Here is a 22,972-nt window from a genome sequence, read left to right as displayed (position 1 = left end):
TGCGGGGAGCCGCGGGCTCCCCGGTTCTTCAGCTATACCGCCGCCAGCCCCGTGCGAAGCGGCAACCAGAATAATCCCTAAACGCTTGGTTACACTCTCTTAAACAGTTCCCGATAAGGTATACTCTGAAAGCAGCAGGGTAACAGTTGATTAACCTGCCTTTCGCGTTTCTGGAGATCCATTTTGCGTGTCAGCCGCTCTTTAACTATCAAACAAATGGCGATGGTCACTGCCGTCACCATGGTGTTTGTTTTCGTCTTTTGCGTCATTTTGCTGTTTCATGCCATTCAGCAGAATCGCTACAACACGGCTACGCAACTCGAGAGCATTGCCCGCTCAATCCGTGAGCCCCTCTCTGCCGCCATTCTGAAGGGTGATATTCCTCAGGCGGAGTCCATTATTAAAAGCATTAAACCAGCAGGGGTTGTCAGCCAGGCGGATGTCGTGCTGCCGAATCAGTTTCAGGCGTTACGCATGAACTTTATCCCGGAGCATCCGGTACCGGTGATGATGAAACGCCTGTTTGAAATGCCGGTGCAGATCTCCCTTCCGGTCTATTCGTTGCAACGTCCGGCGAACCCGCAGCCGCTGGCCTATCTGGTGCTCCAGTCTGACTCCTGGCGAATGTACAAATTTGTCATCAGTTGGATCTCAACGTTAGTAACCACTTACTTATTGTTGACACTGATGCTTACCGTGGCGCTGACCTGGTGCATTAACCGCCTTATCGTTCATCCGCTGCGTCGCATTGCCCGGGAGCTGGATACCCTCTCGCCGCAGCAACAGGTGGGGCACCAGCTTGCTCTGCCGCGTCTGCATCACGACGACGAAATTGGCATGCTGGTCCGCAGCTACAACCTCAACCAGCAGCGCATGATGCGCCAGCACGATGAGCTCAACCACAATGCCACCCGTTTCCCGGTGTCGGAACTGCCGAACAAGGCGTTTCTGATGGTGATGCTGGAGCAGGCCGTGAAGCGGCAGCAGACCATGGCGCTGATGGTAGTGGCCTGTGAAACGTTGCAGGATACCGCGGGCGTGTTGAAAGAGAGTCAGCGAGAGATGGTCTTACTGACGCTGGTCGAAAAGCTGAAATCCGTGCTTGCACCACGGATGGTACTGACGCAGGTGAGCGGCTACGACTTCGTGATTATCGCCAATGGCGTCAAGGAGCCGTGGCATGCCATCACATTAGGTCAGCAAGTGCTTACTGTTATCAATGAGCGGTTGCCGGTTCAGGGGATCCAGCTGCGCCCGAGCGCCAGTATCGGTATCGCCATGTTTTACGGCAACCTGACCGCAGAACAGCTCTATCGCCGGGCATTTTCCGCCGCGTTTACCGCCCGCCAGAAGGGTAAGAATCAGATTCAGTTCTTCGAACCCGAGCAGATGGAGAAAGCGCAGCAGCGGCTCTCAGAAGAGAACGACATCCTTACCGCGCTGGACAGCAACGATTTCGCCATCTGGCTGCAGCCGCAGGTCAATCTGCGTACCGGTAAGGTCCATAGCGCCGAAGCGCTGTTGCGGATGCGTCAGCCCGACGGCGGCTGGGAGCTTCCGGAAGGGCTGATTGACCGTATTGAAAATTGCGGCCTGATTGTGACGGTGGGTCACTGGGTGCTGGAAGAGTCCTGCCGTTTGCTGTCAGCCTGGCAGTCGCGCGGGGTGATGATGCCGCTGTCGGTTAACTTATCGGCCTTGCAGCTGATGCATCCCAACATGGTGCCGGATCTGCTGGCGTTGATTCACCGCTACCAGATCAAGCCGGACACCCTGATGCTGGAAGTGACCGAGAGCCGCCGGATTGACGATCCTAACGAAGCGGTGGCAATACTTCGCCCGCTGCGTAACGCCGGGGTCCGTATCGCGCTGGACGACTTTGGCATGGGATACGCTGGCCTGCGTCAATTGCAACATATGAAAACCCTGCCGGTAGATGTGCTGAAGATTGATAAGGCCTTTGTGGAGGGGCTACCGGAAGACAGCAGCATGGTCGAGGCAATTATCCAGCTGGCGCGTAGCCTGAAGCTGGAAATTATCGCTGAAGGTGTCGAAACCGAAGCTCAGCGCCAATGGCTGGCCGATGCCGGGGTGGAATACGGCCAGGGGTATCTGTTCGACAAAGCCGTTCCGGGTGATATTTTTGAGAGCCGTTATTTTAAACGCGCTAATGCTGATGACTGAAATGTTGCTGAATTGTGCGAGTCAGCTCAAAGTTCTTAACATTTGTGTTTCAAATTCAGCCTGATCTTCTATCTGTCCTGATTTATGGGTGATATTTTAAGGCCGCAGGTGAGCAGTAACCCTACTTCGCCTGTGGCTTTTCTTCCCAAGGACATCTTATGAAAACCTCTCTCTTCAAAAGTCTTTACTTTCAGGTCTTAACCGCCATTGCTATCGGTATCCTGCTTGGTCATTACTATCCTGAGTTAGGCGCCCAGATGAAACCGCTTGGCGATGCCTTCGTTAAGCTGATTAAGATGGTGATCGCGCCGGTTATTTTCTGCACCGTCGTGACCGGTATCGCAGGCATGGAAAGCATGAAAGCCGTTGGCCGTACGGGTGCGGTGGCACTGCTCTATTTCGAAGTCGTCAGCACCCTTGCGCTGATCATTGGTCTGGTGATTGTTAACGTCGTGCAGCCCGGCGCGGGCATGAACGTTGACCCCTCTACGCTGGATGCGAAAGCGGTGGCGGTCTACGCCGAGCAGGCGAAAGATCAGGGCGTGGTCGCCTTCCTGCTGGATGTGATCCCCGGTAGTGTGATTGGCGCCTTCGCCAGCGGGAATATCCTGCAGGTGCTGCTGTTCGCCGTGATGTTTGGTTTTGCCCTGCATCGCCTCGGCAGCAAAGGCCAGCTGATTTTCAACGTTATTGAAAGTTTCTCGCAGGTGATTTTCGGCATCATCAACATGATTATGCGTCTGGCACCTATTGGCGCCTTCGGGGCAATGGCCTTCACTATCGGTAAATATGGTGTCGGTACCCTCGTGCAGCTGGGCCAGCTGATCATCTGCTTCTATATCACCTGTATTCTGTTCGTGGTGGTGGTGCTGGGCAGCATTGCCCGCGCGACTGGCTTCAGCATCTTCAAATTCATTCGCTACATCCGTGAAGAGCTGCTGATTGTGCTGGGCACCTCCTCGTCTGAATCGGCGCTGCCGCGCATGCTTGATAAGATGGAGAAACTGGGCTGCCGTAAATCGGTCGTCGGGCTGGTGATCCCCACTGGCTACTCCTTTAACCTCGACGGTACCTCAATCTACCTGACGATGGCGGCGGTGTTTATCGCACAGGCCACCAACAGCCATATGGATATCTTCCATCAAATCACGCTGCTGGTGGTGCTCCTGCTCTCTTCAAAAGGGGCGGCCGGGGTGACGGGCAGCGGATTTATCGTCCTGGCGGCAACCATCTCTGCCGTGGGACATTTGCCGGTGGCGGGCCTGGCGCTGATCCTCGGTATCGACCGCTTTATGTCCGAAGCGCGTGCCCTGACTAATCTGGTGGGTAACGGCGTGGCGACGATCGTGGTGGCGAAGTGGGTGAAAGAGCTGGACCACAAAAAGCTCGACGATACGCTGAATAATCGTGCGCCAGACGGCAAAACACACGGTTTGTCCTCCTAAAATCTTCCCTCAGGCCCGCATTCCCTTGTCGGGGTGCGGGCTCCTGCGCATAATGGCCCGGCATACTTGTCATAATTCGATAAGATTTATTTCGGGTAAATTTCACTTCATGCCGTGACGTTTCGTTTCATGCGCGGTCTAATCGGAGTGTTTTGTACATCATATTTAGAGTGCGACAGGGCGTGTGGCACTCTTTGTAACCAGGAATGTTGATCAGGGGTTCACATGCAGGGCACAAAAATTCGACTCTTAACCGGCGGTTTGCTCATGATGGCAGCAGCCAGTTACGTGCAGGCTGACGCGCTCCAGCCGGACCCGGCCTGGCAACAGGGAACGCTGTCTAACGGTTTCCAGTGGCAAGTTTTAGCCACCCCACAGCGCCCCAGCGACCGCATTGAAATCCGCCTTTCCGTCAATACCGGCTCCCTGACCGAGAGTACGCAGCAGAGCGGTTTCAGCCATTTTATTCCTCGTCTGGCGCTGACCCAAAGCGGTAGCCTTCAGGCTGTACAGGCCCGTTCTCTGTGGCAACAGGGTATCGATCCGAAACGCCCGCTGCCGCCTGCCATCGTCTCCTACGACTACACCATGTTTAACCTCAGCCTGCCAAACAACCGCAACGATCTGCTTAAAGAGGCGCTGACCTGGCTGTCAGATACCGCCGGTAGCGTCTCCATTACCCCTGAAACGGTGAATTACGCCCTGAGCAACAGCGACATGGTGGCGACCTGGCCTGCGGATACCAAAGAGGGCTGGTGGCGCTATCGTCTGAAAGGTTCGGCGCTGCTGGGCCACGATCCGGCAGAGCCGCTAAAGCAACCGGTTGATATTGAACAGGTGAAGTCGTTCTACCAGACCTGGTACACCCCGGATGCCATGACCCTGATTGTGGTCGGCAACATTGATAGCCGCGCGGTGATCGAGCAGATTGGCAAAACCTTCGGCGAGCTGAAAGGCAAACGTAACACGCCAGCGCCGGTACCAACGCTTTCACCGCTGCGCGCAGAGCCGGTGAGCATCATGACCGATGCCGTGCGCCAGGATCGTCTCTCCATCATGTGGGACAGCCCGTGGCAGCCGATTCGTGAGTCTGCCGCGCTGCTGCGCTACTGGCGTGCCGATTTAGCCCGTGAAGCGCTGTTCTGGCATGTGCAGCAAACCCTGAGTAAGAACAACGCCAAAGATATCGGTCTGGGCTTTGATTGCCGGGTGCTGTTCCAGCGCGCCCAGTGCGCCATTAATGTTGAGTCGCCGGCCGACAAGCTGAACGCCAATATGGCGATAGTGGCGAAAGAGTTGGCGAAAGTGCGTGATAACGGCCTGAGTGAAGAGGAGTTCAACGCGCTGGTGGCGCAAAAAAATATTGAGCTGCAAAAACTGTTCGCTACCTATGCTCGTACCGATACCGATATCCTGATTAGCCAGCGTATTCGCTCCCTGCAAAATCAGGTGGTGGATATCGCGCCGGAACAATATCAGAAGCTGCGCCAGGACTTTCTTAACAGCCTGACCGCGGATATGTTGAGCCAGGATCTGCGGCAGCAGCTTTCCCAGGATATGTCGCTAATTTTAATGCAGCCGAAAGGTGAACCTGAATATGATATGAAGGAGCTGCAGGCGACGTGGAACGACATTATGGCGCCCGCGCAGTAAAAGGAAAAAGGCAACGTACGTTGCCTTTTTTAATGGATACAGCCCTTAAGCAGGCATCGCTTCGCGTGGAATAATGGCGCCGCGATACTGGATCACCGTGCTGGCGGTCAGGTGGCCGCGCTGCGCTGCCGCTTCCGGCGTACCGCCCGTCAGACGCACCGCCAGATAGCCAGCGCTGAAGGAGTCACCCGCCGCGGTCGTATCAATTACTTTCTCTTTCGCCAGCTTCACCGCAGGTACTTCGATAACCGCTTCTCCGGCGATCGCCACCAGGCAGGAATCTGCCCCGCGCTTAATTACCACTTCGCTGACACCGGCGGCCTGCGTACGGGCAATCACCTCATCAACCGGCTTCTCGCCCCACAGCGCATCTTCGTCGTCGAGGGTTAAGAAAGCGATATCGGTGCATTCCAGCATCTGGCTATAGACCTGCTGCGTCTCTTCGCGGCTGGCCCACAGGCGTGGACGATAGTTGTTGTCGAAAATCACCTTCCCGCCGTTGGCGCGGCATTCGCGCAGCAGGGAGAGCAGTTTTTCACGGCTGCTCTGGCTGAGGATCGCAAGGCTGATGCCGCTCAGATAGAGATAGTCAAAATGGGCCAGCGTTTCGCAGATCTGCGCCGCGCTGTCGCTCTCCAGCCAGAATTTGGCGGCGGCTTCGTTACGCCAGTAATAGAACGTACGCTCGCCGGTGCTGTCGGTCTCGATGTAATAGAGGCCCGGCAGGCGGTTTTCCATCCGCTGGGTCAGGGAGGTGTCGACATTTTCACTCTGCCATGCGTCCAGCATCTGCTGGCTGAAATTGTCGGTGCCCAGCGCAGTAACATAATTTACCGCCAGCGCATCAGCATCGACCTGACGAGCAATATATACGGAGGTATTTAAGGTATCGCCACCGAAGCCGCGGCTAACTTCCGCGCCTTTCTGGGAGAGTTCGATCATACATTCGCCGATCACGGCAATTTTTTTGGACATAGTCGTGAACCTGGATAATTAAACTGCGGTTAGTTTGCGCTGGAGGCCGGAAGCGGTCAACTGTATTAAAACGACGTTCCATTATTTTTTTGAACCTGGACAAGTTCCTGACGGGTTTGATATCTCAGATTTTCATTTTCGTCCGCAACCGAACATAAAGTTCTCTTACCTGGAGCCGATAATCCTTTGACCAGTCCCGACAGGCTCTTTCCCATTCAACAGGACATCTGAAATGAAGTTAAGGCAGGACATCCAGCTGCTGAGCATCCCTGAAGCGAGTATTGAGAACTTACAGGAACACCGCTACTGGCTGCAATGTGAGCGCGCTTATACTTATCAGCCGATCTACCGCACCGACGGTAAGCTGATGGCGATTGAGATCCTGACCGTCGTAACCCACCCTTCAAACCCGGCACAGCGGATTGCACCCGATCGCTACTTCGCGGAAGTGCCCGTGCGCCATCGTCTGGATATCCTTGAAGAGCAGCTCGCCATGCTGATGGCCAGGCAGGCCTTTTTTGCTGATAACAATATTCTGGCTTCGGTTAATGTCGATGGTCCAACTCTGCTGGCGGTGCGGCAGGATGAGAGCCTGCAGAAGCTGATCCACCAGCTGCCGTGGCTGCGCTTTGAGCTGGTGGAGCACGTTCGTCTGCCGCAGGACTCCTCGTTTGCCACCATGTGTGAGTTTGGCCCCTTGTGGCTGGACGATTTTGGCACCGGCATGGCGAACTTCTCCGCCCTGAGCGAAGTGCGTTACGACTACATCAAAGTGGCGCGCGACCTGTTCATTATGCTGCGCCAGACCCCGGAAGGGCGCAATCTGTTCACGCTTCTGCTGCAGCTGATGAACCGCTACTGTCAGGGGGTGATCGTCGAAGGCGTCGAGACGCTGGAAGAGTGGCGCGATGTACAGAACTCACCTGCCGCCGCCGCCCAGGGCTATTTCCTCTCCCGCCCGGTATCGATGGAGACGCTCGACAACGTAATCATCACCCTGTAAAACCCTGCAGCTTCCCGTAATAGTGCGTGGTTAACGCGTTATTACCGGACGCTGCCGCCCCCTTTCCGCATGCCTGGACTATATTCATGAAAGGCAAGTGATTACTGAAAGGGAGTATGGGATGACAAAAACAGCGAAGATTATCACCTGGACAGGGGGAGTCTTCTTGTTGCTGATTGTGGTGCTGATTGTCGTGATCGCGACATTTGACTGGAACCGCCTCAAACCGACCATCAACCAGAAAGTCTCGACCGAACTTAACCGCCCTTTCGCTATTCGCGGCGATCTGGGCGTGGTATGGGAGCGGCAGAAGGGCGAAACGGGCTGGCGCAGCTGGATACCCTGGCCGCACGTTCATGCTAACGACGTTATGCTCGGCAACCCGCCGGACATTCCTGCAATCACCATGGTGCATCTTCCGCGCGTCGAGGCCACCCTTGCGCCGCTGGCGCTGCTTACTAAAACGGTCTACCTACCGTGGATCAAACTGCAACAGCCTGATGCCCGGCTGATCCGTCTGTCGGAGAAGACCAATAACTGGACCTTCAATCTGGCGGGTGATGATAAAGAAAAAGATCCTGATGCCCAGCCTTCGTCCTGGTCTTTCCGCCTCGATAATATTCTGTTCGATCGCGGGCGGATCGACGTAAACGACGCGGTCAGCAAAGCCCAGATGGAGATCTTCGTCGATCCGCTGGGCAAGCCGGTACCCTTCAGCGAAGTGACCGGCGATAAAGGCAAAAAGGATAAGGTCGGCGATTACGTCTTTGGCCTGAAGGCTGAAGGGCGCTACAACGACCAGCCGCTGCGCGGCACCGGTAAAATTGGCGGTATGCTGGCGCTGCGCAGCGAAGGCACCCCCTTCCCGGTGCAGGCTGACTTCCGCTCCGGCAATACCCGGGTGGCTTTTGTCGGTACGGTGAACGACCCAATGAAGATGGGCGGCGTCGATCTGAAGCTGAAATTCGCCGGGGATTCGCTGGGTGAACTCTATGAGTTGACCGGCGTACTGCTGCCGGATACGCCGCCGTTTGAAACTGACGGTCGGCTGGTGGCGAAGATCAATTCGGAAGAGGCCTCGGTCTACGATTACCGCAACTTTAATGGCCGGATCGGTGACAGCGATATCCATGGCTCGCTGACCTACACCACCGGCAAACCGCGGCCGAAGCTGGAAGGGGATGTGGAGTCGCGTCAGCTGCGGCTGGCGGACCTCGGGCCGCTGATTGGCGTCGACTCCGGTAAAGGCACCAAAGCGGAGGAGGTGCGCAAGCAGGCGCCCCCTTCCGGCAAAGTGCTGCCCAATGACCGCTTCGAAACCGATAAGTGGGACGTAATGGATGCGGACGTGCGCTTCAAGGGGCGGCGAATCGAGCATGGCAGCAGCCTGCCTATCAGTAATCTTTCTACTCATATCCTCCTGAAAAATGCCGACCTGCGTCTGGAGCCGCTGAAGTTCGGTCTGGCGGGCGGGACCATCTCCTCAAATATCCATCTTGAAGGCGATAAAAATCCGATGCGGGGCCAGGCCGATATTCAGGCGCGACGGCTGAAGCTGAAGGAGCTGATGCCGGATGTGGAGCTGATGCAGAAAACCTTGGGTGAGATGAATGGCGATGCCAAAATTCGCGGTACCGGCAACTCGGTAGCGGCCCTGCTGGGGAACGGCAACGGCAATCTGAAGCTGCTGATGAATGACGGGCTGGTGAGCCGTAACCTGATGGAGATTCTGGGTCTGAACGTCGGGAACTTCATCGTCGGCCAGATCTTTGGCGACGACGAGGTGCGGGTGAACTGCGCGGCGGCCAATATCGACCTGGTCAATGGCGTCGCCCGGCCGCAGATTTTCGCCTTCGATACCGAAAACGCGGTGATCAACGTTACCGGCACCGCCAGTATGGCCTCGGAACAGCTGGATCTCACCATCAACCCGGAAAGTAAAGGCATTCGCATCGTGACGCTGCGCTCGCCGCTGTACGTGCGCGGTAGCTTTAAAGATCCGGATGCGGGGGTGAAGGCGGGGCCGTTAATTGCTCGTGGTGCGGTGGCCGCTGCGCTGGCGACCCTGGTTACCCCTGCCGCAGCGCTGCTGGCGCTCATCTCGCCGTCTGAAGGGCAGGCCAATCAGTGCCAGACCATTCTGTCGCAGATGAAGAAATAGTGGGGGGATTTGCCCGGCCTACAGGAGAAGGTAGGCCGGGTAAGCGCAGCGCCATCCGGCATTAAGGATCACAATGACTGATGGCGAGTCTCGTGGGTCAGCAGCAGCGCAATCAGCGTCAGTGCCGCCATCGCTGCCAGGTAGATCCCCACGTATTGCAGACCATAATTCGCCTGTAACCAGGTGGCGATATACGGCGCCACAGACGCACCCAGAATCGAAGAGACGTTATAGGAGAAGGAGGCCCCGGTATAACGCACTTCGGTCGGGAACAGCTCTGGCAGCAGCGCGCCCATCGGACCGAACGTCAGCCCCATCAGGCTCAGGCCAATCAGCAGATACGCCATCACCAGCGACGGGTTACCGGAACCGAGCAGCGGCGGGAAGACGAACAGCGCAAACAGAATAATCAGCGAGGTGATCACAATCATGCTCGGGCGACGGCCAAAGCGGTCGGCCAGCACGCCGGCAATCGGCACCATCACACCAAAACCGATAACCGCCATCATCAGCATCCACAGCACTTCGTTACGCGGCAGGCCCAGGCCCACCGGCGCAGGCGTGGTGCTGAAGGTCATGGAATAGACGGTCATGATATAGAACAGCGTATAGGTCGCCAGCATGATGAAGGTGCCGAGCACGGTTACGCGAACGTGTTTGGTCAGCAGCGTGCCCAGCGGGATTTTTACCTGTTTCTTCGCGGCGGCCACTTTGGCAAAGACCGGCGTCTCATGCAGGGAGACGCGCACATAGAGGCCGATCAGCACCAGCACCGCCGAGAAGATAAACGGAATACGCCAGCCCCAGGTCATGAACTGCTCGTCAGTCAGCAGCCATGAGAGCAGCAGGAAGGTGCCGTTGGCAAAGAAGAAGCCAATCGGTGCGCCCAACTGTGGGAAGGAGCCATACAGCGCACGCTTGCGTGGCGGGGCATTTTCGGTGGCCAGCAGCGCTGCGCCGCCCCACTCACCGCCCAGACCCAGACCCTGACCAAAACGGGCCAGCGCCAGCAGCAGCGGGGCCAGAATCCCGATGGTTTCATAGGTTGGCAGCAGGCCGATGGCAACGGTGGAGATCCCCATGGTCAGCAGCGAGGCGACCAGGGTCACCTTACGTCCGACGCGATCGCCGAAGTGACCGAACAGGGCCGAGCCGATAGGACGCGCGACAAAGGCGATGGCGAAGGTTGCCAGCGACTGCAGCGTGGCCGCCGTCGGGTCGCCCTGCGGGAAGAAGATATGCGGGAAAACGATAACCGCAGCGGTGGCGTAAATATAGAAGTCGAAGAATTCGATGGCGGTGCCAATCAGCGACGCGACGACGACTTTATTGCGCGAGTTAACCGGGACGTTTTCCTGCTCTGAATTGAGTGTTGTGGCTGTGGCTTGCATAAACTTTTCTTATTTTTGGCGAACGAAAGGCCATATTACGCACAGCAAAAGCGATATTTCAATCTGTAACAAACGCAGCGAGGGGTGAAAAAGAGAGCAAAAAGCGGATAATTTTCGGACCAGAAGAATCACATCCATGAAATGCTTCACAGAAATTAAAAGTTAGAATATAAAACTGGTTTTCGGTTAAATAAAAGTTACAGGCTGGATTTATATGCTGAAATGATGAATCGGGCTGATATATTTCATTCTTATTCAGCCCGATAGCGGTGTTAATGGTGACTTTTACCGGGCATTCGGCGGTCATCCGGGTACTCGGCAGTGGCGATCCATGCCGCGCAGAAGAGGGTCAGCCTGGCGAAGAAGTAGAAGAAGGCCAGCAACCCCAGCACGGAGCCGAATGCCGCCCCGGACGGGGAAGTGACCAGCGACGGCAGGGTGTAGGTCATCACGATTTTGATCACCTCAAAGCCGATAGCGGCAATGAAGGTGCCGCGGATCAGCGCCTTACGCCGTGGACGGTGGCGCGGCAGGCGCCAGAAGATCCAGAAGAACAGCAAATAGTTCGCCAGCATTGAGATCCCTAACCCCACCAGATGCCAGACCGGCTTCAGCCACTCAATGGTGTCGAGATAGAGCGCGGAGATGATCATCTGCTGCGCCGAGCCTGCCGCGGAGGTGATGGAAAGGGTGATAACCAGCGCCACCAGCAGGCCAATCAGCGAGATAAAGTCGCGCAAATATTTGATCCAGAACTTCTCCTCATCCTGCGGCTTACGCTCCCAGACGTCACGCGACTGGGCGCGGATCGCCTCCCGCAGGTTGCCCATCCAGTTAATACCAGAGTAGAGCGCCACTAACAGCCCGACAATCCCCACGGTGGTACGCTGCTCTACGGCGGTACGGATAGTGCTTTTCAGGGTCGCGGCCAGCGTCGGATCGCTGACGTTCTGCAGAATTTTAGCGAAGATATCCTGCAGCAGAGTCGGGTGCGAGATCAGAACGAAACCCGCCGCGGCGAAGGAGAGCATCAGGATGGGGATCATCGATAAAAATGAGAAGTAGGTGATCGCCGCGCCAAACTGGTTTCCCAGCCGATCGTTAAATCGCTCGGTGGCGCGCAGCAGGTGGGCAATCATTGGCTGCTGCTGAATCAGCTGGAAGGCGTCCTTCGCCTTGTCCAGCAGGCTCCCCGTTTTACGTATGGAGGTGATTTTAGGTTCTTCCGGCGCCTGAGGCGGACGGGTTTCCAGTTTTTTAATCGGCTCGAAGTCCAGATCATGGGTGGGGCGTTGCTCACTATTTTCCGGCATCACGCGCACTTTCCTTATTGTTTAGCGGGAGGTCCTTAAAATTATAGCCTGCGCTCAGTCAACGTAGGCTTTCATGATGTCCGTGAGCCAGGCCATAAACAGATGCACCCGGCGGGAGAGGTTGCGGCGGTGGGGATAGATGAGCGATACCGGCATCGGCCGGGCGCGGTACTGCGGGAGGATCTCCAGCAGCTTTTTGGCACGCAGCGCGTCACGCACGCCTACCCGCGGCACCTGAATAATCCCCAGTCCGGCGAGGGCCGAGGCATGGTAAGTCTCGGTGCTGTTGACCGTCAGGACACCGCCGGTCTTAATCCAGTGGGTCGCCTCACCATCGTAATATTCGAACCCCTGGGGCCGGGTGCCGAGATGCGTTGCGTAATGCACCATCGCATGGGAGGTTAAATCATCCAGCCCGTCGGGATAGCCAAAACGCGACAGATAATCGGGGCTGGCGCAGTTGATCACCGACAGCCTGCCGAGCGGGCGGGCGATTAAGCCGGAATCTTTCAGGGTGCCGACGCGCACCACGCAATCAAATCCTTCCCGAATCACATCCACCAGCCTGTCGCTGCTGCTCAGCTCCAGTTCAATGCCGGGGTACTGTTGCAGGAAGAGTGGCAGTTTGGGGATGACTAAATTTCGCGCAACGTTGGCCGGCATATCGACGCGTATTCTTCCACTGACGCTGGCAGGGTCGTGCAAAAAAAGACCATCCAGTTCTTCCATATTGGTCAGCAGATCTTTGGCCCGCTCGTAGTAGACCATACCGTCCTGCGTCAGGCTGACCCGCCGTGTGGTGCGGTGCAGCAGCTGGGTGCCAAGCCCATTCTCCAGCGCCTGAATCTGGCGCGATACGCTACCTTTAGGCAGGCCCATTGAGTCTGCGGCGCGGGAAAAACTCTCCAGTTCAGCGACGCGAATAAATAACTGCATTGCGTGAATTTTATCCATAGGAAGCGCTCATTGTTGTTGATTTTGAAACAGTGAAGCGTTGTAGAGCGTATTTATTGATTTTCTATCACCTAATAAGCTCTTTCTCAATCACCACAACAGCCGAAACGAGGTTTCTCATGACTGAACGTATTGCAATAGTGACCGGCGGCAGCCGCGGGCTCGGTAAAAACGCGGCGCTGAAGCTGGCAGCAAAAGGTGTCGGCATCCTGCTGACCTACAACCGGAGCGAGCAGGAAGCGCTCGAAGTTGTGCGCGAAATTGAACAAAAAGGGGTAAAAGCAGCGGCATTGCAGCTGAACGTCGGCGATATTGCCAGCTTTGAACAGTTCGTCACTGAGGTGAGTGAAAAACTGCATTCGGTTTGGCAGCGCAACACCTTCGATTATTTGTTGAACAACGCAGGCGTGGGTTTATACGCCCCCTATATGGAGACCACGGAAGCGCAGTTTGATGAAGTGATGAATATCCATTTCAAAGGCCCGTTCTTTCTGACTCAGGGGCTGTTACCGCTGATGGAAAACGGCGGGCGGATCCTGAATGTCTCATCTGGCCTGGCCCGTTTTGCGCTACCGGGCTCCAGCACCTATGCGGCGATGAAAGGTGCTATGGAAGTGCTCACTCGCTACCAGGCTAAAGAGCTGGGCGCGCGCGGGATCACCGCCAATATTATCGCCCCGGGAGCGATCGAAACCGATTTTGGCGGCGGTCGTGTACGCGATAACAAAGAGATCAATCAGCAGATCGCCTCCCAGACGGCGCTGGGCCGCGTTGGGTTACCGGACGATATCGGCGATGCGATTGCGGCGCTGCTCAGCGACGAACTCGGCTGGATGAATGCGCAGCGCATTGAGGTCTCCGGGGGGATGTTCCTGTAATCAGGTGCCGGGGAGGGAACCCCGCGGCACGCTTAGCAGTACTCTTTTCTTAACAGCCCAAACAGCCAGTCGTTATGCCACTCACCTGCCAGCCAGTAGCTTTCGCGCAGTTCACCTTCCAGCACAAAACCCACTTTTTCCAGCAGGCGTTTAGAGGCGATATTGCCCGCCGTCACCGTGGCGGTTAAACGGCGGATGCCTCCCTGCATAAAGGCGTAATCGCACACCGCCTGTAAAGATTCAAAGCCGTAGCCTTTACCCTGCGCCTGCGGGGCGAACAGGAACCCCACTTCGGCGCAATCATCATCGCGATGAATATAGCCTGTGACCCCGAGCGGCGTCTGATTGTGATCGCGCACCACCAGGCTCAGCCAGTGGTCACTGCCCGGCGACCACGCGGGCAGGCGAGTGGTAAACGTTTCGCGAATGGCCTCTTCCGGGCGGGCTTCGGCCACGTAGCGCATCACGTCGGGGTGTTGTTGCAGAGAAAGAAAAAAGGGCCAGTCCTCTTCCTGCAGTGGGGAACAGATTAAACGCGGGGTGTGCAGCACAGGCATGCCAGGTCTCCGGGAGCTTTTGTAAATGATATTAACATTATCACTGAAATAGTGGCGGTTATCGGGTATGTTTAATCTGGTATAACCACTTAAAAAACAACCGCTCTCCGTTCGCTGCGCCTGAATCCTTGCGCGGCAGTTAAAGGAAAATGATGACCCTCAGTAAATCGCACGTGATCCGCGAGCAGTTTGAACGCTGTCTGGGAATTATTCGTCAGGCCTCTGTGGAGATCCTGCTCCTGTTAAAGGTGCATGTTGCCGAAGGCAAAGATCCCCGTTGGTTCCTTGAGCAACTGGATTCCGCCAGGCTGGCGCTGGGGGGCTGGGCGAGCGTGGCAAAACGCCTGAACCTCAACGATGCGGAGCTCTCACAATTTACCCTGCAATTACGGCTTTTGCAGCAGCGGGTGCCGCAGTATGAGAGCGGGCAGGATGTGAGCGACAACCAGTTGATTGCCGCGACGCGCTTTGTAACGGCGCTGGAACACCTGCGTTTGCAGCAGCCGCTGCTAACCTACAGTACCGAAATGAGCCCCGGCGATGAGTTTCATCAGCAATATGCCCGGAAGCAGGTGCGTGCGCTGGAACTGATGCTTAAAGGGTTAATTATGCAGGCCTGGCCGGATCCAACGCGCCTGAACAATCACCTTAAAACGCTATTCGGCGCCGATAGGGTCCGCCGCTGGCTGCAGCAGGGCGAACGCAACGATGCCCTCGGCGGCATGATGTTTAGCGAGCTGGCACTGATGCTGGTGGACAAGAAAGAGTACTCCCGCTCTTATTCGGCGCTGTTCAGCGATCCCGCTCTGCTGACGCTGATGATGGAACCACGTAAAACGCTCCACTCCTTTCTTGATGATATCCGGCTGATCCGCAACAACATCATCGCCCAGCAGCCGCTGACCTCTGCGCAAATCCTTCTGCTGGACAACTATTACGCCCAGATTGCCGGCCCCGTTCAGCGTGCCTTTAACGAGGGCCGTACCGCGGTGAACCCGGCGGGGTTGATGGCAGAAGGCAACCACGAGCTGGAGCTCTTCTGGGAAAATGCGCGAGAAAAATGCCGGGCCACCGGCGATGACATTTTTGAGGTGCGCGACACCATCGATAAACCGAACCGTCGGCCCGCGCGTACGCCGGAGCAGCGCGATCACCTGATCTCGGTGGGGCTGTGGGGCGCGGTGGGGGTAATGGTGATGGGAATGCTGGTGGCGGGCACCTGGTTGTTAATGGAAAGCAGCACGCCGACCCAGGCGGCCAGTAGCGCCTCGCCTCCTGTGCAGACCGCGGCGGAAGAGATGCGTGAATTACCTTCCTCCCGCGAAGCGCTGACGCGCATGGGCGTCACCTGGGATGAGAATAATTTCCGCGCGGCGATCGACAGGAACGATACCCGCGTGGCGCTGCTGTTTCTGAAAGCGGGAATGGAGTGGAAGCTCTCCTGGACGGAGCATGCCCTGTCGGTGGGGCATCGGGAGGTACTGGATGTCCTGATGCGCTATCGCCTGCAGATGGGGCAGGCCAAGCCCTGCAGACAGTTTATCAACACCCTCGCACACGCGATGTCAGCGGGCGAACCGCTGACGGATCTGCGCAAAGAGTATCTCCAGGCGTTTTGTACCGTTCCGGCGGTGGTCGAACGCCAGCGACGCGAGATGGATCAGGCGAAGCGGCGAGCCCAGGCCCAGCCGGACGCCAGTACCAAAAAATGGCAGACGATCCAGACAGCCATTTATGAGGTGATCCGCTGAGAATGCGGGGAGTTATGGCTCCCCGTACAGGCCAATAAGTCTGCGCACCACGCCGTTAGTCCAGCCAAACCCATCCTGCAGGGGATACTCACCCCCACCCCCTTCCCGGGGCTGGCTGCTGGCGATGTGGTACTTCTCAATCAGCTTGTGATGCATTTTGTAGAAGTGGTTTACCGTATGCAGCCAGCTCCACGCGATTTCATCCCCCAGGGAGTCGTTGCCGTATTGCTTGAACCCCTGAATCGCCATCCACTGCAACGGTGCCCAGCCGTTAGGTTTATCCCACTGTTCGCCGGTTTCATACTCGGTGGCAAGGATACCGCCCGGTGTCAGGAGGCGTGCTTTTACCGCATCGGATAGCCGTTCTGCCTGTTCATGGGTACACATACCGACATACAGCGGCACGATGCTGGCCGCGGAAAAGAGCGCCAGTTGCTCCCGGCGCCAGTCGTAATCGCGATAGCAGCCGTTCTCCTCATCCCAGAGATAGCGGTTAACCGCCTCGCGACGATCGCTCGCCTTCTGGCGGAAGCGCTCCGCGGTCTCTTTATCCCCTTTTGAGGCCGAAATATTCGCAATGGCGCTCTCCAGCTTGAACAGGAAAGCGTTGAGATCGATAGGGATAAACTGGGTGGTGCGGATACTCGCCAGCCGACTCGGATCCCGCAGCCAGCGGGAGGAGTAGTCCCAGCCGGAAGCGGCCCCGGCACGCAGATCGCGATAGACCTCATTAGGTGGACGCCCGGAGTGGCGGGCGGTCTCGACGTCCTCTATCCACGATTCATCCCTTGGGGTGTCACGGTCATCCCAGTAACGGTTGAGCAGAGAGCCGTCCGGCATACGTACCGCGCTGCGGTAAGCCTGGTTGAGCAGCAGGGACTCTGCGCCGTCCATCCAGAAGGCATACTCCATTTTCAGATGGTCCAGATAGCGCTTAGCACCGCGCACGCCATCCTCTTCAAACAGCTCTACCATCAGGGCAAACACCGGCGGCTGCGAGCGGCTCAGATAGTAGGTGCGGTTGCCGTTAGGAATATGGCCGTATTTTTCAATCATCCACGCAAAGTTATCTGCCATGCACTTGAGCATGTCGTGGCGGCCGCTTTCGGCCAGCCCCAGCATGGTAAAATAGGAGTCCCAGTAGTAGGTCTCGCTGAATCGCCCGCCGGGCACAATGTAGGCCTGCGGCAGCGCCAGCAATGACGACCACGGAATATGATCCTGCGGCTCTCGGGTCAGCACCGGCCACAGATTATCGATATGGTCTTTGAGCGAGAAAGAGGGATCGGAGACATATTCGCTCGATAGCACTTCCGGCAGCCAGAAGTGGTTTTCCACAAACTGGCGCAGGTCAAAGTCCCGGTGTCGTCTCACCTTGCGATAGCGGATAAGGATATCCAGCGGATCCATTTTCGGCGCACAGTCGGGAAAGGTTTTGCTGTCTTCAAACAGTCGCGACGACTGAACATGCTCGAAGAGTTCAAGGTAGCGATCGGCAGGGGTGAGCGCATCGGATGCGGGCAGCCCTTCAATCATTTCAGGTTCCGGCTCCGCCTCGAGCATTTCATCCAGTTTTAACTCGCAGGGATCGATTTCGTAGAGAAGTTCTTGTTCTATGTCGAACTCTACGGTCTCTACAGTGCGTATTTTCTGGTTGAACATGGTGGTCAGGACCTCCGGTTAGCGTTATCTCGGGTCTGGTTTTATCCGGTTGCTTACTAATCTTAGACATTCGCTTCGGTCTGTGGTGAGGGAAATGTGCGGTAGATCACGCTTTGCTACGAAGCAAAAAAGTGAGCGGTTGGCGCCATGTCGATGTTTTTCAGACAGTAAACAGGACAATCCACAGTAAAGAGAGCAAATAAAATTCGGATCATTCGCTATGCCGTTAAGAGGGCATCAGGCGACAGCATCCGCCTTGCCGCTAAAGCGATACGCTTTTGCGCGTGCAAAAATTCCCCGAATGCAGACGTACGCGAAATTCTCTGCTTGCGTAAAATGACCTGTTGTTATTGATTAATAACACAATCTATGTGTATTTATATTTTATTGGCCCGCATAGCGGCAAGGATACGTGCGTTTAACGTGTACAAGGGCATAAACGTAAGTTTAACGAGGGTAATCGAAAGCTAATCCCCTTGGGAAGAGCGGTACAACCTTTTTTAGAAAAAATAATATTGTGTAATGATCTTGTACTCTTGAGTTTTTCTAAGAAAAGTCCTGCCGAACCGAAAGCGGTAAACAGGTATTTGGTGAGCTTTTTTTTATTTTTGCGTTTATTAACACGATTTTTTATGGAAAAAATCCTGTCAGCCAAATGACGCCCTCTTTAATGAGGTACGTTTCAGGCTGTTTGGGGCATATTGCTCAAAGAAAAAAGCATCGCTACAATGCGTAAATCCGAAATAACAACGCTTAACGTTTTACGTTAAGCGTTGTTATTTCGGTGTAAAAAGGAATGGGTCTTCTGTAATGTATTATTCTGCTGTAAATATATCAGACGCACTTTGTTCAAAATGAAATACTCATAAATAAGGATATATTAAAATGAAAAAGATCAACATGACTGAAGCAAGCGCAATTATTGGCGGTACTTGCGAAACTTGTGTAAACACTTATGAATTAATGATAGTTAATGGTTCTAACGTATGTGCGGATGTAAAGACCTGCACTGACAAAAATGGCGCTGTAACCAGAACTTATAAAATTTCAGACAAGGCTAACTGCCCAGATGTCGGCTAAGAAACCTCTGTCTCTTAGTTAAATGGAATAATTTCTGATTATTCTGAAGGGCGTTGTGTAATTTTTTACAACGCCCCCTTAGAGCTTCTCCTACTTTTATTTTCAGGATGAAAAGCCTCCCATGAAAAAAAGAATTCTTCTTATTCTGGCTTACACCATTTTTATCGCCGTCATTTCATCGTTGATTACGACTGCCTGGTTCCATTATTTCGTATTCAATAACGCCGATAATAGCGGACAGCAAGCATTGGTCTCACTGTCAGCTGATAAAGTAGCGAAAAGCCCAATCGCTGACGGAGAGGATATTATTGAAATTTTTTCATACGGTTGCCATTTCTGTGCAGTAAATGAAAAAAATGTGTCTGAGTTGGAAAAACGCCTGCCCGCAGGGAAGAAACTGGTACGTCTTCATTTCAATCTCGATAAGCAAGGTGGGCTAGCGCGCTTTGCGCCGGTGTTCGCCACCCTACAGGTGATGGGGCTCGAAGAAGCGCACCGTGAAAGCGCCTACCAGGCGGTGATCAATGATAAGGTTGATTTAGGCGATCCAGCGCAGCGCACTGCATGGCTGGAAAAGAATAATATTAACGTGGATAAATATAATACCGTTAGCCAGTCCGCTGAAGTAAAAGCGCGTATGGATTATATGGTTCGCGTTACTCAGCATTATAATATCAATGCAACGCCGTCATTTATTGTTAATAAAAAATGGGTCGCGCTTCAGGAAGGTGATTTCTCAACTTTCGCGGACAAATTAATCACGTTATTAGAAACCAATCGCGCGGCGGAGTAATAATGAAATTTTTTGCCCTGTGGTGTGCGCTGGTGTGGAAAAACCTCGCCGTCAAATATCAGCTGGCATTACATAAGCTCGGGCTGATCAGCTACAGGGCACATTGCTTATTATTCCGGCGCATGCACTATCGCGTCATCTTCGCTTTCTCGCATGTAAGCCGCTTCCTGGGGCTGACACGGCGAGATGTAAAATTGCGGGCCGTCGTCGCACAATCTAACCGTCAGTGCCTGCTTCATGATAACAAGGCATTTGACTATATCTGGCTGACGCAGCGGCGTGAGTTACTGGTCCAGGCCGTCACTTACGGGCAAAATCGCTGGGCCTTGCAGGAGCTTGCAGCCTGTACGGCACAACTCAATGCTGTCGTCGAACCGTTGCAGCGCGCAGGCCAGTCGGTGATCCTCGCCCCGTTACATATGGTCTCGGACATACTCAGCACCATGATCGGCGGCACGGTGTACCCTGGCAAGGCGACGGTGATTACGTCACGCAGTGCCGATGTCTATTCCGCAGCCGAACGGCAAATGGGTGGTCTGGATCTTACGTATTGTTCTATACACGAGGATAATAAAAACATTGCGGGAACGCTGATGACCTCGGTAATGGATGCCGCGAGTAACCAGCGAAATATTATTTTATTCCCGGATATTACGCCTGACTTTACGCAATTTGCCAGTAAAGACAAAGCCGGGAAATTAAAATGCCGGTTGTTTGGCCGCCCGGCTACGTTACACAGCGGCATTATCCGGCTGGCAAGAATGATGTCAGCGAAGGTGGTTTTTTATCATCTTTATTACGATAACGGATTGAAAATTCGCATTCATGATCCGGTTCCGGCAAAAAAATTGAAAGATGAAATGCCGGGAATTATTGAACAGAGTATTCGCGAGTATTCCACCGACTGGATGCTATGGCATTCACACTCTTTATTCTTCATTAATGATTGAAAATGTATAAGTTTACAGCGCGGCGCTAGTGATATTACAGATGAGAACAGGACGTTCAAAGGTGTCAATTATGGAACATATCATTCCCGAAATGGTTTATCAGGCAGAAACAAATGAATGCGCGCTGGCCTGTATTTCCATGCTGGCGGAAACACAGGGCGTCGATGCGCCTCTTGATGAGTTACGCGAGCGCTTTCCGGCGTCTGCCCACGGCACCGCGCTCTCAACCATGTGCGATATCCTGACCGAACTGGCGATCCCCGTTTATCCGGTCGCCTTCGATTTGAATGAACTCGCAGAACTCCCGTTACCTGCCATTTTGCATTACGGTGCGAGCCACTATGTGCTGCTGGCCTACCGCCAGGGAAGTTATGTTTGCGTGATGAATCCGGCGATTGGCGAGCAGCTCTTACCCATCGCCGCGCTGAAATCTGAAATCAGCGGTTATGCCCTGGTTCTCGACCAGGAAGCGGAAAGTGCCGCACCGCCGTTGGAGAAACACAAACGCACGCGACATTTTCGCGCTCTGGAGTGCATGAGTTTAAAACAGACCGCGGCGATCCCCGGCATTTATCGGCTGATGCTGCTGGCGTTTTTGATTTCACTGACCTTGTTTATCATGCCGGTGATGGTCAGCTCTGCTATCAACAACGTTTTCTCCTCGGGCGGTAAAACAGAATTTCCATATTTCTATTACCTGCTGGCCTTTGTCGTCTCAACTCTGCTGGCTTTCTTTGTGCGCAGCGTGACCGAGCGGTTTATCAAACGTTTTGTGGTGATGCAGAGCGTCAGCGGTTTTGCTCATCTTCTGACGAACTCGCTCGCGTTCTTCGAAAAACGCAGCCCAGGGGAAATCTTCAGCCGCTTCTCCAACTGGCAAATGGCGGCAGCCCAAAAAATCGAGCTGGATAACGGCCTGCGAATAGACTGGGTGGTGGGAGTCATTGCGCTGGGGGTCATGTGCTACATCAGCCCACTGTTGGCCGCCATTTCTGCCGCTGGCGTAACGCTGATGGGGCTGGTCAGCGTTTGGGCTATTTTCCGGGACCGCTATTTTACGCAACAGATGCAGGTGAAGAGCGCGGAGCAAAGCGATTTTCTGCTGGAGACCATTCAGGGATTTGCGACGCTGAAATCGGCTGGCTTGACCAGCCAGCGTCAGGCCGCATTCGCGAATTATGTTATCTCCCTGTTTGACTGTCGGCAGAAACAGAAAATATATGAGCAGGTAAAGGGCAGCCTGTATCAGCTGATTGGCAGTCTCGAGATGGTCTTTTTTATGCTGCTGGCGTTGCCGCTGCTGAAAAATCACAGCATCTCGCTGGGTGAGTTTTTTGCCTATAGCTTTGTGCGCCAGATTTTTACCGCCTATATCACCCAGATTTTCTTCTCTGTTCTGCGCAAAAACCAGCTGCACGTGATCGATACCCGTGCCGCCGATCTGTTCCCGAAGGTGAAAGAAGAACGTCACGACGCACTACTGCCGCCGGTGGCGTTTAATCATCAGCTTCACTATCGTGAGCTGCAGTATGCGTACGATCCGGGCAAACCGGTGCTCGATAATGTGTCGATAGTGCTGCGTCGGGGTGAATCACTGGCGATTATCGGCGAGTCTGGCGCGGGAAAAAGTACGTTGCTCAAAGTCATTACCGGGCTTATTGAACCTCAGTCCGGGGAGATCCTCGCCGACGGGCAGCCGGTAAACTGTCGTCAGGCGCAGAAACTGTTCTTCCTGCAAAGCCAGGAGGACATCCTTTTCAACACCAGCGTATTGCAGAACATCACGCTGTTTGATCGCGAGTACGACGCCAAAAAACAGGCGCGCATCAATAAATCCCTGCACGGGCTGAACCTGACCGACGTGATTGATCGTCTCCCGGGAAAACAGAACGCCCTGATTCGCGAGAGCCATCCTGCACTGTCGCTTGGGCAACGTCAGCGTCTGATGCTGGCCCGTGCAATGTACAGCGATCGGCCGGTGATGGTGCTGGATGAGCCGACCGCCAATCTTGACGAACAGACCGCTCACCAGGTGATGCAAACCCTTATCGATCATTGCCGTGAATATGAAAAAACGCTGATCGTCGTAACGCACAGTGAAACGACGCTACACCTGTTCGACCGCCTCTGTGCAATGAGAAAAGGCCATATAGAAGCGGTGGAAAACCCCTCTGTGTCCACCATTCTCCCTGAAGGAGAGCTGGCGTGAGAGTTGCGATCAA

General features: G+C 54.8%; 17 protein-coding genes. 11 read left to right on the top strand and 6 right to left on the bottom strand.

From position 1 onward, the window contains the following. Positions 1-183 precede the first annotated feature (183 nt). The 3 genes from hmsP (at position 184) to GNG26_RS21050 (ending at position 5,282) form a co-directional block, all read left to right on the top strand. Positions 184-2,184, top strand: coding sequence for a biofilm formation regulator HmsP (hmsP, locus tag GNG26_RS21060; protein WP_231604175.1), 2,001 nt, complete (start codon positions 184-186; stop codon positions 2,182-2,184). Between the two features lie 158 nt (positions 2,185-2,342). Further along, the gene (dctA, locus tag GNG26_RS21055; RefSeq protein WP_156239985.1) at positions 2,343-3,629 is read left to right on the top strand and encodes a C4-dicarboxylate transporter DctC; all 1,287 of its coding nucleotides are present in this window, start codon (positions 2,343-2,345) and stop codon (positions 3,627-3,629) included. 225 nt (positions 3,630-3,854) lie between these two features. Then, entirely contained in the window at positions 3,855-5,282 is a 1,428-nt protein-coding gene (locus GNG26_RS21050; protein WP_156239983.1) for a pitrilysin family protein, read from the top strand. A gap of 45 nt (positions 5,283-5,327) precedes the next feature. On the opposite strand, the gene GNG26_RS21045 is transcribed toward GNG26_RS21050, so the two are convergent. Further along, positions 5,328-6,257: a sugar kinase gene (locus GNG26_RS21045; RefSeq protein WP_103824715.1), complete on the bottom strand. Its 930-nt coding sequence runs from the start codon at positions 6,255-6,257 to the stop codon at positions 5,328-5,330. A gap of 232 nt (positions 6,258-6,489) precedes the next feature. Here GNG26_RS21045 and pdeH point away from each other — a divergent pair, with 232 nt between their 5' ends. Further along, on the top strand, positions 6,490-7,260 hold the full coding sequence (pdeH, locus tag GNG26_RS21040) for a cyclic-guanylate-specific phosphodiesterase (protein ID WP_114316453.1): 771 nt from the start codon (positions 6,490-6,492) through the stop codon (positions 7,258-7,260). Positions 7,261-7,381: 121 nt separating this feature from the next. Next, positions 7,382-9,421: an AsmA family protein gene (locus GNG26_RS21035; protein ID WP_156239981.1), complete on the top strand. Its 2,040-nt coding sequence runs from the start codon at positions 7,382-7,384 to the stop codon at positions 9,419-9,421. A gap of 68 nt (positions 9,422-9,489) precedes the next feature. Here the strand turns inward: GNG26_RS21035 and GNG26_RS21030 are convergent, their stop codons facing one another. The 3 genes from GNG26_RS21030 to GNG26_RS21020 form a co-directional block, all read right to left on the bottom strand. Continuing rightward, positions 9,490-10,812 (bottom strand): MFS transporter, encoded by a 1,323-nt coding sequence (locus GNG26_RS21030; RefSeq protein WP_103824718.1) that lies wholly within the window; start codon positions 10,810-10,812, stop codon positions 9,490-9,492. Between the two features lie 272 nt (positions 10,813-11,084). Further along, positions 11,085-12,125 carry an inner membrane protein YhjD gene (yhjD, locus tag GNG26_RS21025; protein ID WP_370463879.1) on the bottom strand — a complete coding sequence of 347 codons (1,041 nt, stop codon included), beginning with the start codon at positions 12,123-12,125 and terminating at the stop codon, positions 11,085-11,087. A gap of 54 nt (positions 12,126-12,179) precedes the next feature. Next, positions 12,180-13,079 (bottom strand): LysR family transcriptional regulator, encoded by a 900-nt coding sequence (locus GNG26_RS21020; protein ID WP_156239979.1) that lies wholly within the window; start codon positions 13,077-13,079, stop codon positions 12,180-12,182. Between the two features lie 119 nt (positions 13,080-13,198). Between GNG26_RS21020 and GNG26_RS21015 the strand changes: the two genes are divergently transcribed. Continuing rightward, a complete protein-coding gene (locus GNG26_RS21015) occupies positions 13,199-13,957 on the top strand; it encodes an SDR family NAD(P)-dependent oxidoreductase (protein WP_156239978.1) in 759 nt (252 codons plus the stop codon). Positions 13,958-13,989: 32 nt separating this feature from the next. On the opposite strand, the gene GNG26_RS21010 is transcribed toward GNG26_RS21015, so the two are convergent. Next, complete coding sequence (locus tag GNG26_RS21010; protein WP_103824722.1) at positions 13,990-14,514, bottom strand: GNAT family N-acetyltransferase; 525 nt, start codon at positions 14,512-14,514, stop codon at positions 13,990-13,992. 152 nt (positions 14,515-14,666) lie between these two features. Between GNG26_RS21010 and GNG26_RS21005 the strand changes: the two genes are divergently transcribed. After that, complete coding sequence (locus tag GNG26_RS21005) at positions 14,667-16,265, top strand: STY4199 family HEPN domain-containing protein (RefSeq protein WP_156240224.1); 1,599 nt, start codon at positions 14,667-14,669, stop codon at positions 16,263-16,265. A 12-nt stretch (positions 16,266-16,277) separates the two neighbouring features. Here the strand turns inward: GNG26_RS21005 and GNG26_RS21000 are convergent, their stop codons facing one another. Continuing rightward, on the bottom strand, positions 16,278-17,927 hold the full coding sequence (locus tag GNG26_RS21000) for an alpha,alpha-trehalase (protein ID WP_103824724.1): 1,650 nt from the start codon (positions 17,925-17,927) through the stop codon (positions 16,278-16,280). A gap of 885 nt (positions 17,928-18,812) precedes the next feature. Here GNG26_RS21000 and GNG26_RS20995 point away from each other — a divergent pair. The 4 genes from GNG26_RS20995 (at position 18,813) to GNG26_RS20980 (ending at position 22,959) form a co-directional block, all read left to right on the top strand. Continuing rightward, complete coding sequence (locus GNG26_RS20995) at positions 18,813-19,007, top strand: DUF4762 family protein (protein WP_103824725.1); 195 nt, start codon at positions 18,813-18,815, stop codon at positions 19,005-19,007. 121 nt (positions 19,008-19,128) lie between these two features. Then, positions 19,129-19,800, top strand: coding sequence for a DsbA family protein (locus GNG26_RS20990; RefSeq protein WP_156239976.1), 672 nt, complete (start codon positions 19,129-19,131; stop codon positions 19,798-19,800). A gap of 2 nt (positions 19,801-19,802) precedes the next feature. Beyond that, positions 19,803-20,750: an ABC transporter gene (locus GNG26_RS20985; RefSeq protein WP_156239974.1), complete on the top strand. Its 948-nt coding sequence runs from the start codon at positions 19,803-19,805 to the stop codon at positions 20,748-20,750. A gap of 70 nt (positions 20,751-20,820) precedes the next feature. After that, a complete protein-coding gene (locus GNG26_RS20980; RefSeq protein ID WP_156239972.1) occupies positions 20,821-22,959 on the top strand; it encodes a peptidase domain-containing ABC transporter in 2,139 nt (712 codons plus the stop codon). The last annotated feature ends 13 nt before the right edge of the window (positions 22,960-22,972 follow it).

Source organism: Leclercia sp. J807 (genome assembly GCF_009734465.1).
Classification (GTDB): Bacteria; Pseudomonadota; Gammaproteobacteria; order Enterobacterales; family Enterobacteriaceae; genus Enterobacter.
This window is presented reverse-complemented; position numbering and strand designations above follow the sequence as displayed.

Bases quoted from the DNA above. Each gene is read 5' to 3' on its own strand.
- GNG26_RS21030 (WP_103824718.1), bottom strand. From the start codon at position 10,812: ATGCAAGCCACAGCCACAACACTCAATTCAGAGCAGGAAAACGTCCCG.
- GNG26_RS21050 (WP_156239983.1), top strand. From the start codon at position 3,855: ATGCAGGGCACAAAAATTCGACTCTTAACCGGCGGTTTGCTCATGATG.
- GNG26_RS21045 (WP_103824715.1), bottom strand. From the start codon at position 6,257: ATGTCCAAAAAAATTGCCGTGATCGGCGAATGTATGATCGAACTCTCC.
- GNG26_RS21015 (WP_156239978.1), top strand. From the start codon at position 13,199: ATGACTGAACGTATTGCAATAGTGACCGGCGGCAGCCGCGGGCTCGGT.
- pdeH (WP_114316453.1), top strand. From the start codon at position 6,490: ATGAAGTTAAGGCAGGACATCCAGCTGCTGAGCATCCCTGAAGCGAGT.
- dctA (WP_156239985.1), top strand. From the start codon at position 2,343: ATGAAAACCTCTCTCTTCAAAAGTCTTTACTTTCAGGTCTTAACCGCC.
- GNG26_RS20995 (WP_103824725.1), top strand. From the start codon at position 18,813: ATGAAAAAGATCAACATGACTGAAGCAAGCGCAATTATTGGCGGTACT.
- GNG26_RS21010 (WP_103824722.1), bottom strand. From the start codon at position 14,514: ATGCCTGTGCTGCACACCCCGCGTTTAATCTGTTCCCCACTGCAGGAA.
- GNG26_RS21020 (WP_156239979.1), bottom strand. From the start codon at position 13,079: ATGGATAAAATTCACGCAATGCAGTTATTTATTCGCGTCGCTGAACTG.
- GNG26_RS21035 (WP_156239981.1), top strand. From the start codon at position 7,382: ATGACAAAAACAGCGAAGATTATCACCTGGACAGGGGGAGTCTTCTTG.
- GNG26_RS20990 (WP_156239976.1), top strand. From the start codon at position 19,129: ATGAAAAAAAGAATTCTTCTTATTCTGGCTTACACCATTTTTATCGCC.
- GNG26_RS20980 (WP_156239972.1), top strand. From the start codon at position 20,821: ATGGAACATATCATTCCCGAAATGGTTTATCAGGCAGAAACAAATGAA.
- GNG26_RS21000 (WP_103824724.1), bottom strand. From the start codon at position 17,927: ATGTTCAACCAGAAAATACGCACTGTAGAGACCGTAGAGTTCGACATA.
- yhjD (WP_370463879.1), bottom strand. From the start codon at position 12,125: ATGCCGGAAAATAGTGAGCAACGCCCCACCCATGATCTGGACTTCGAG.
- GNG26_RS21005 (WP_156240224.1), top strand. From the start codon at position 14,667: ATGACCCTCAGTAAATCGCACGTGATCCGCGAGCAGTTTGAACGCTGT.
- GNG26_RS20985 (WP_156239974.1), top strand. From the start codon at position 19,803: ATGAAATTTTTTGCCCTGTGGTGTGCGCTGGTGTGGAAAAACCTCGCC.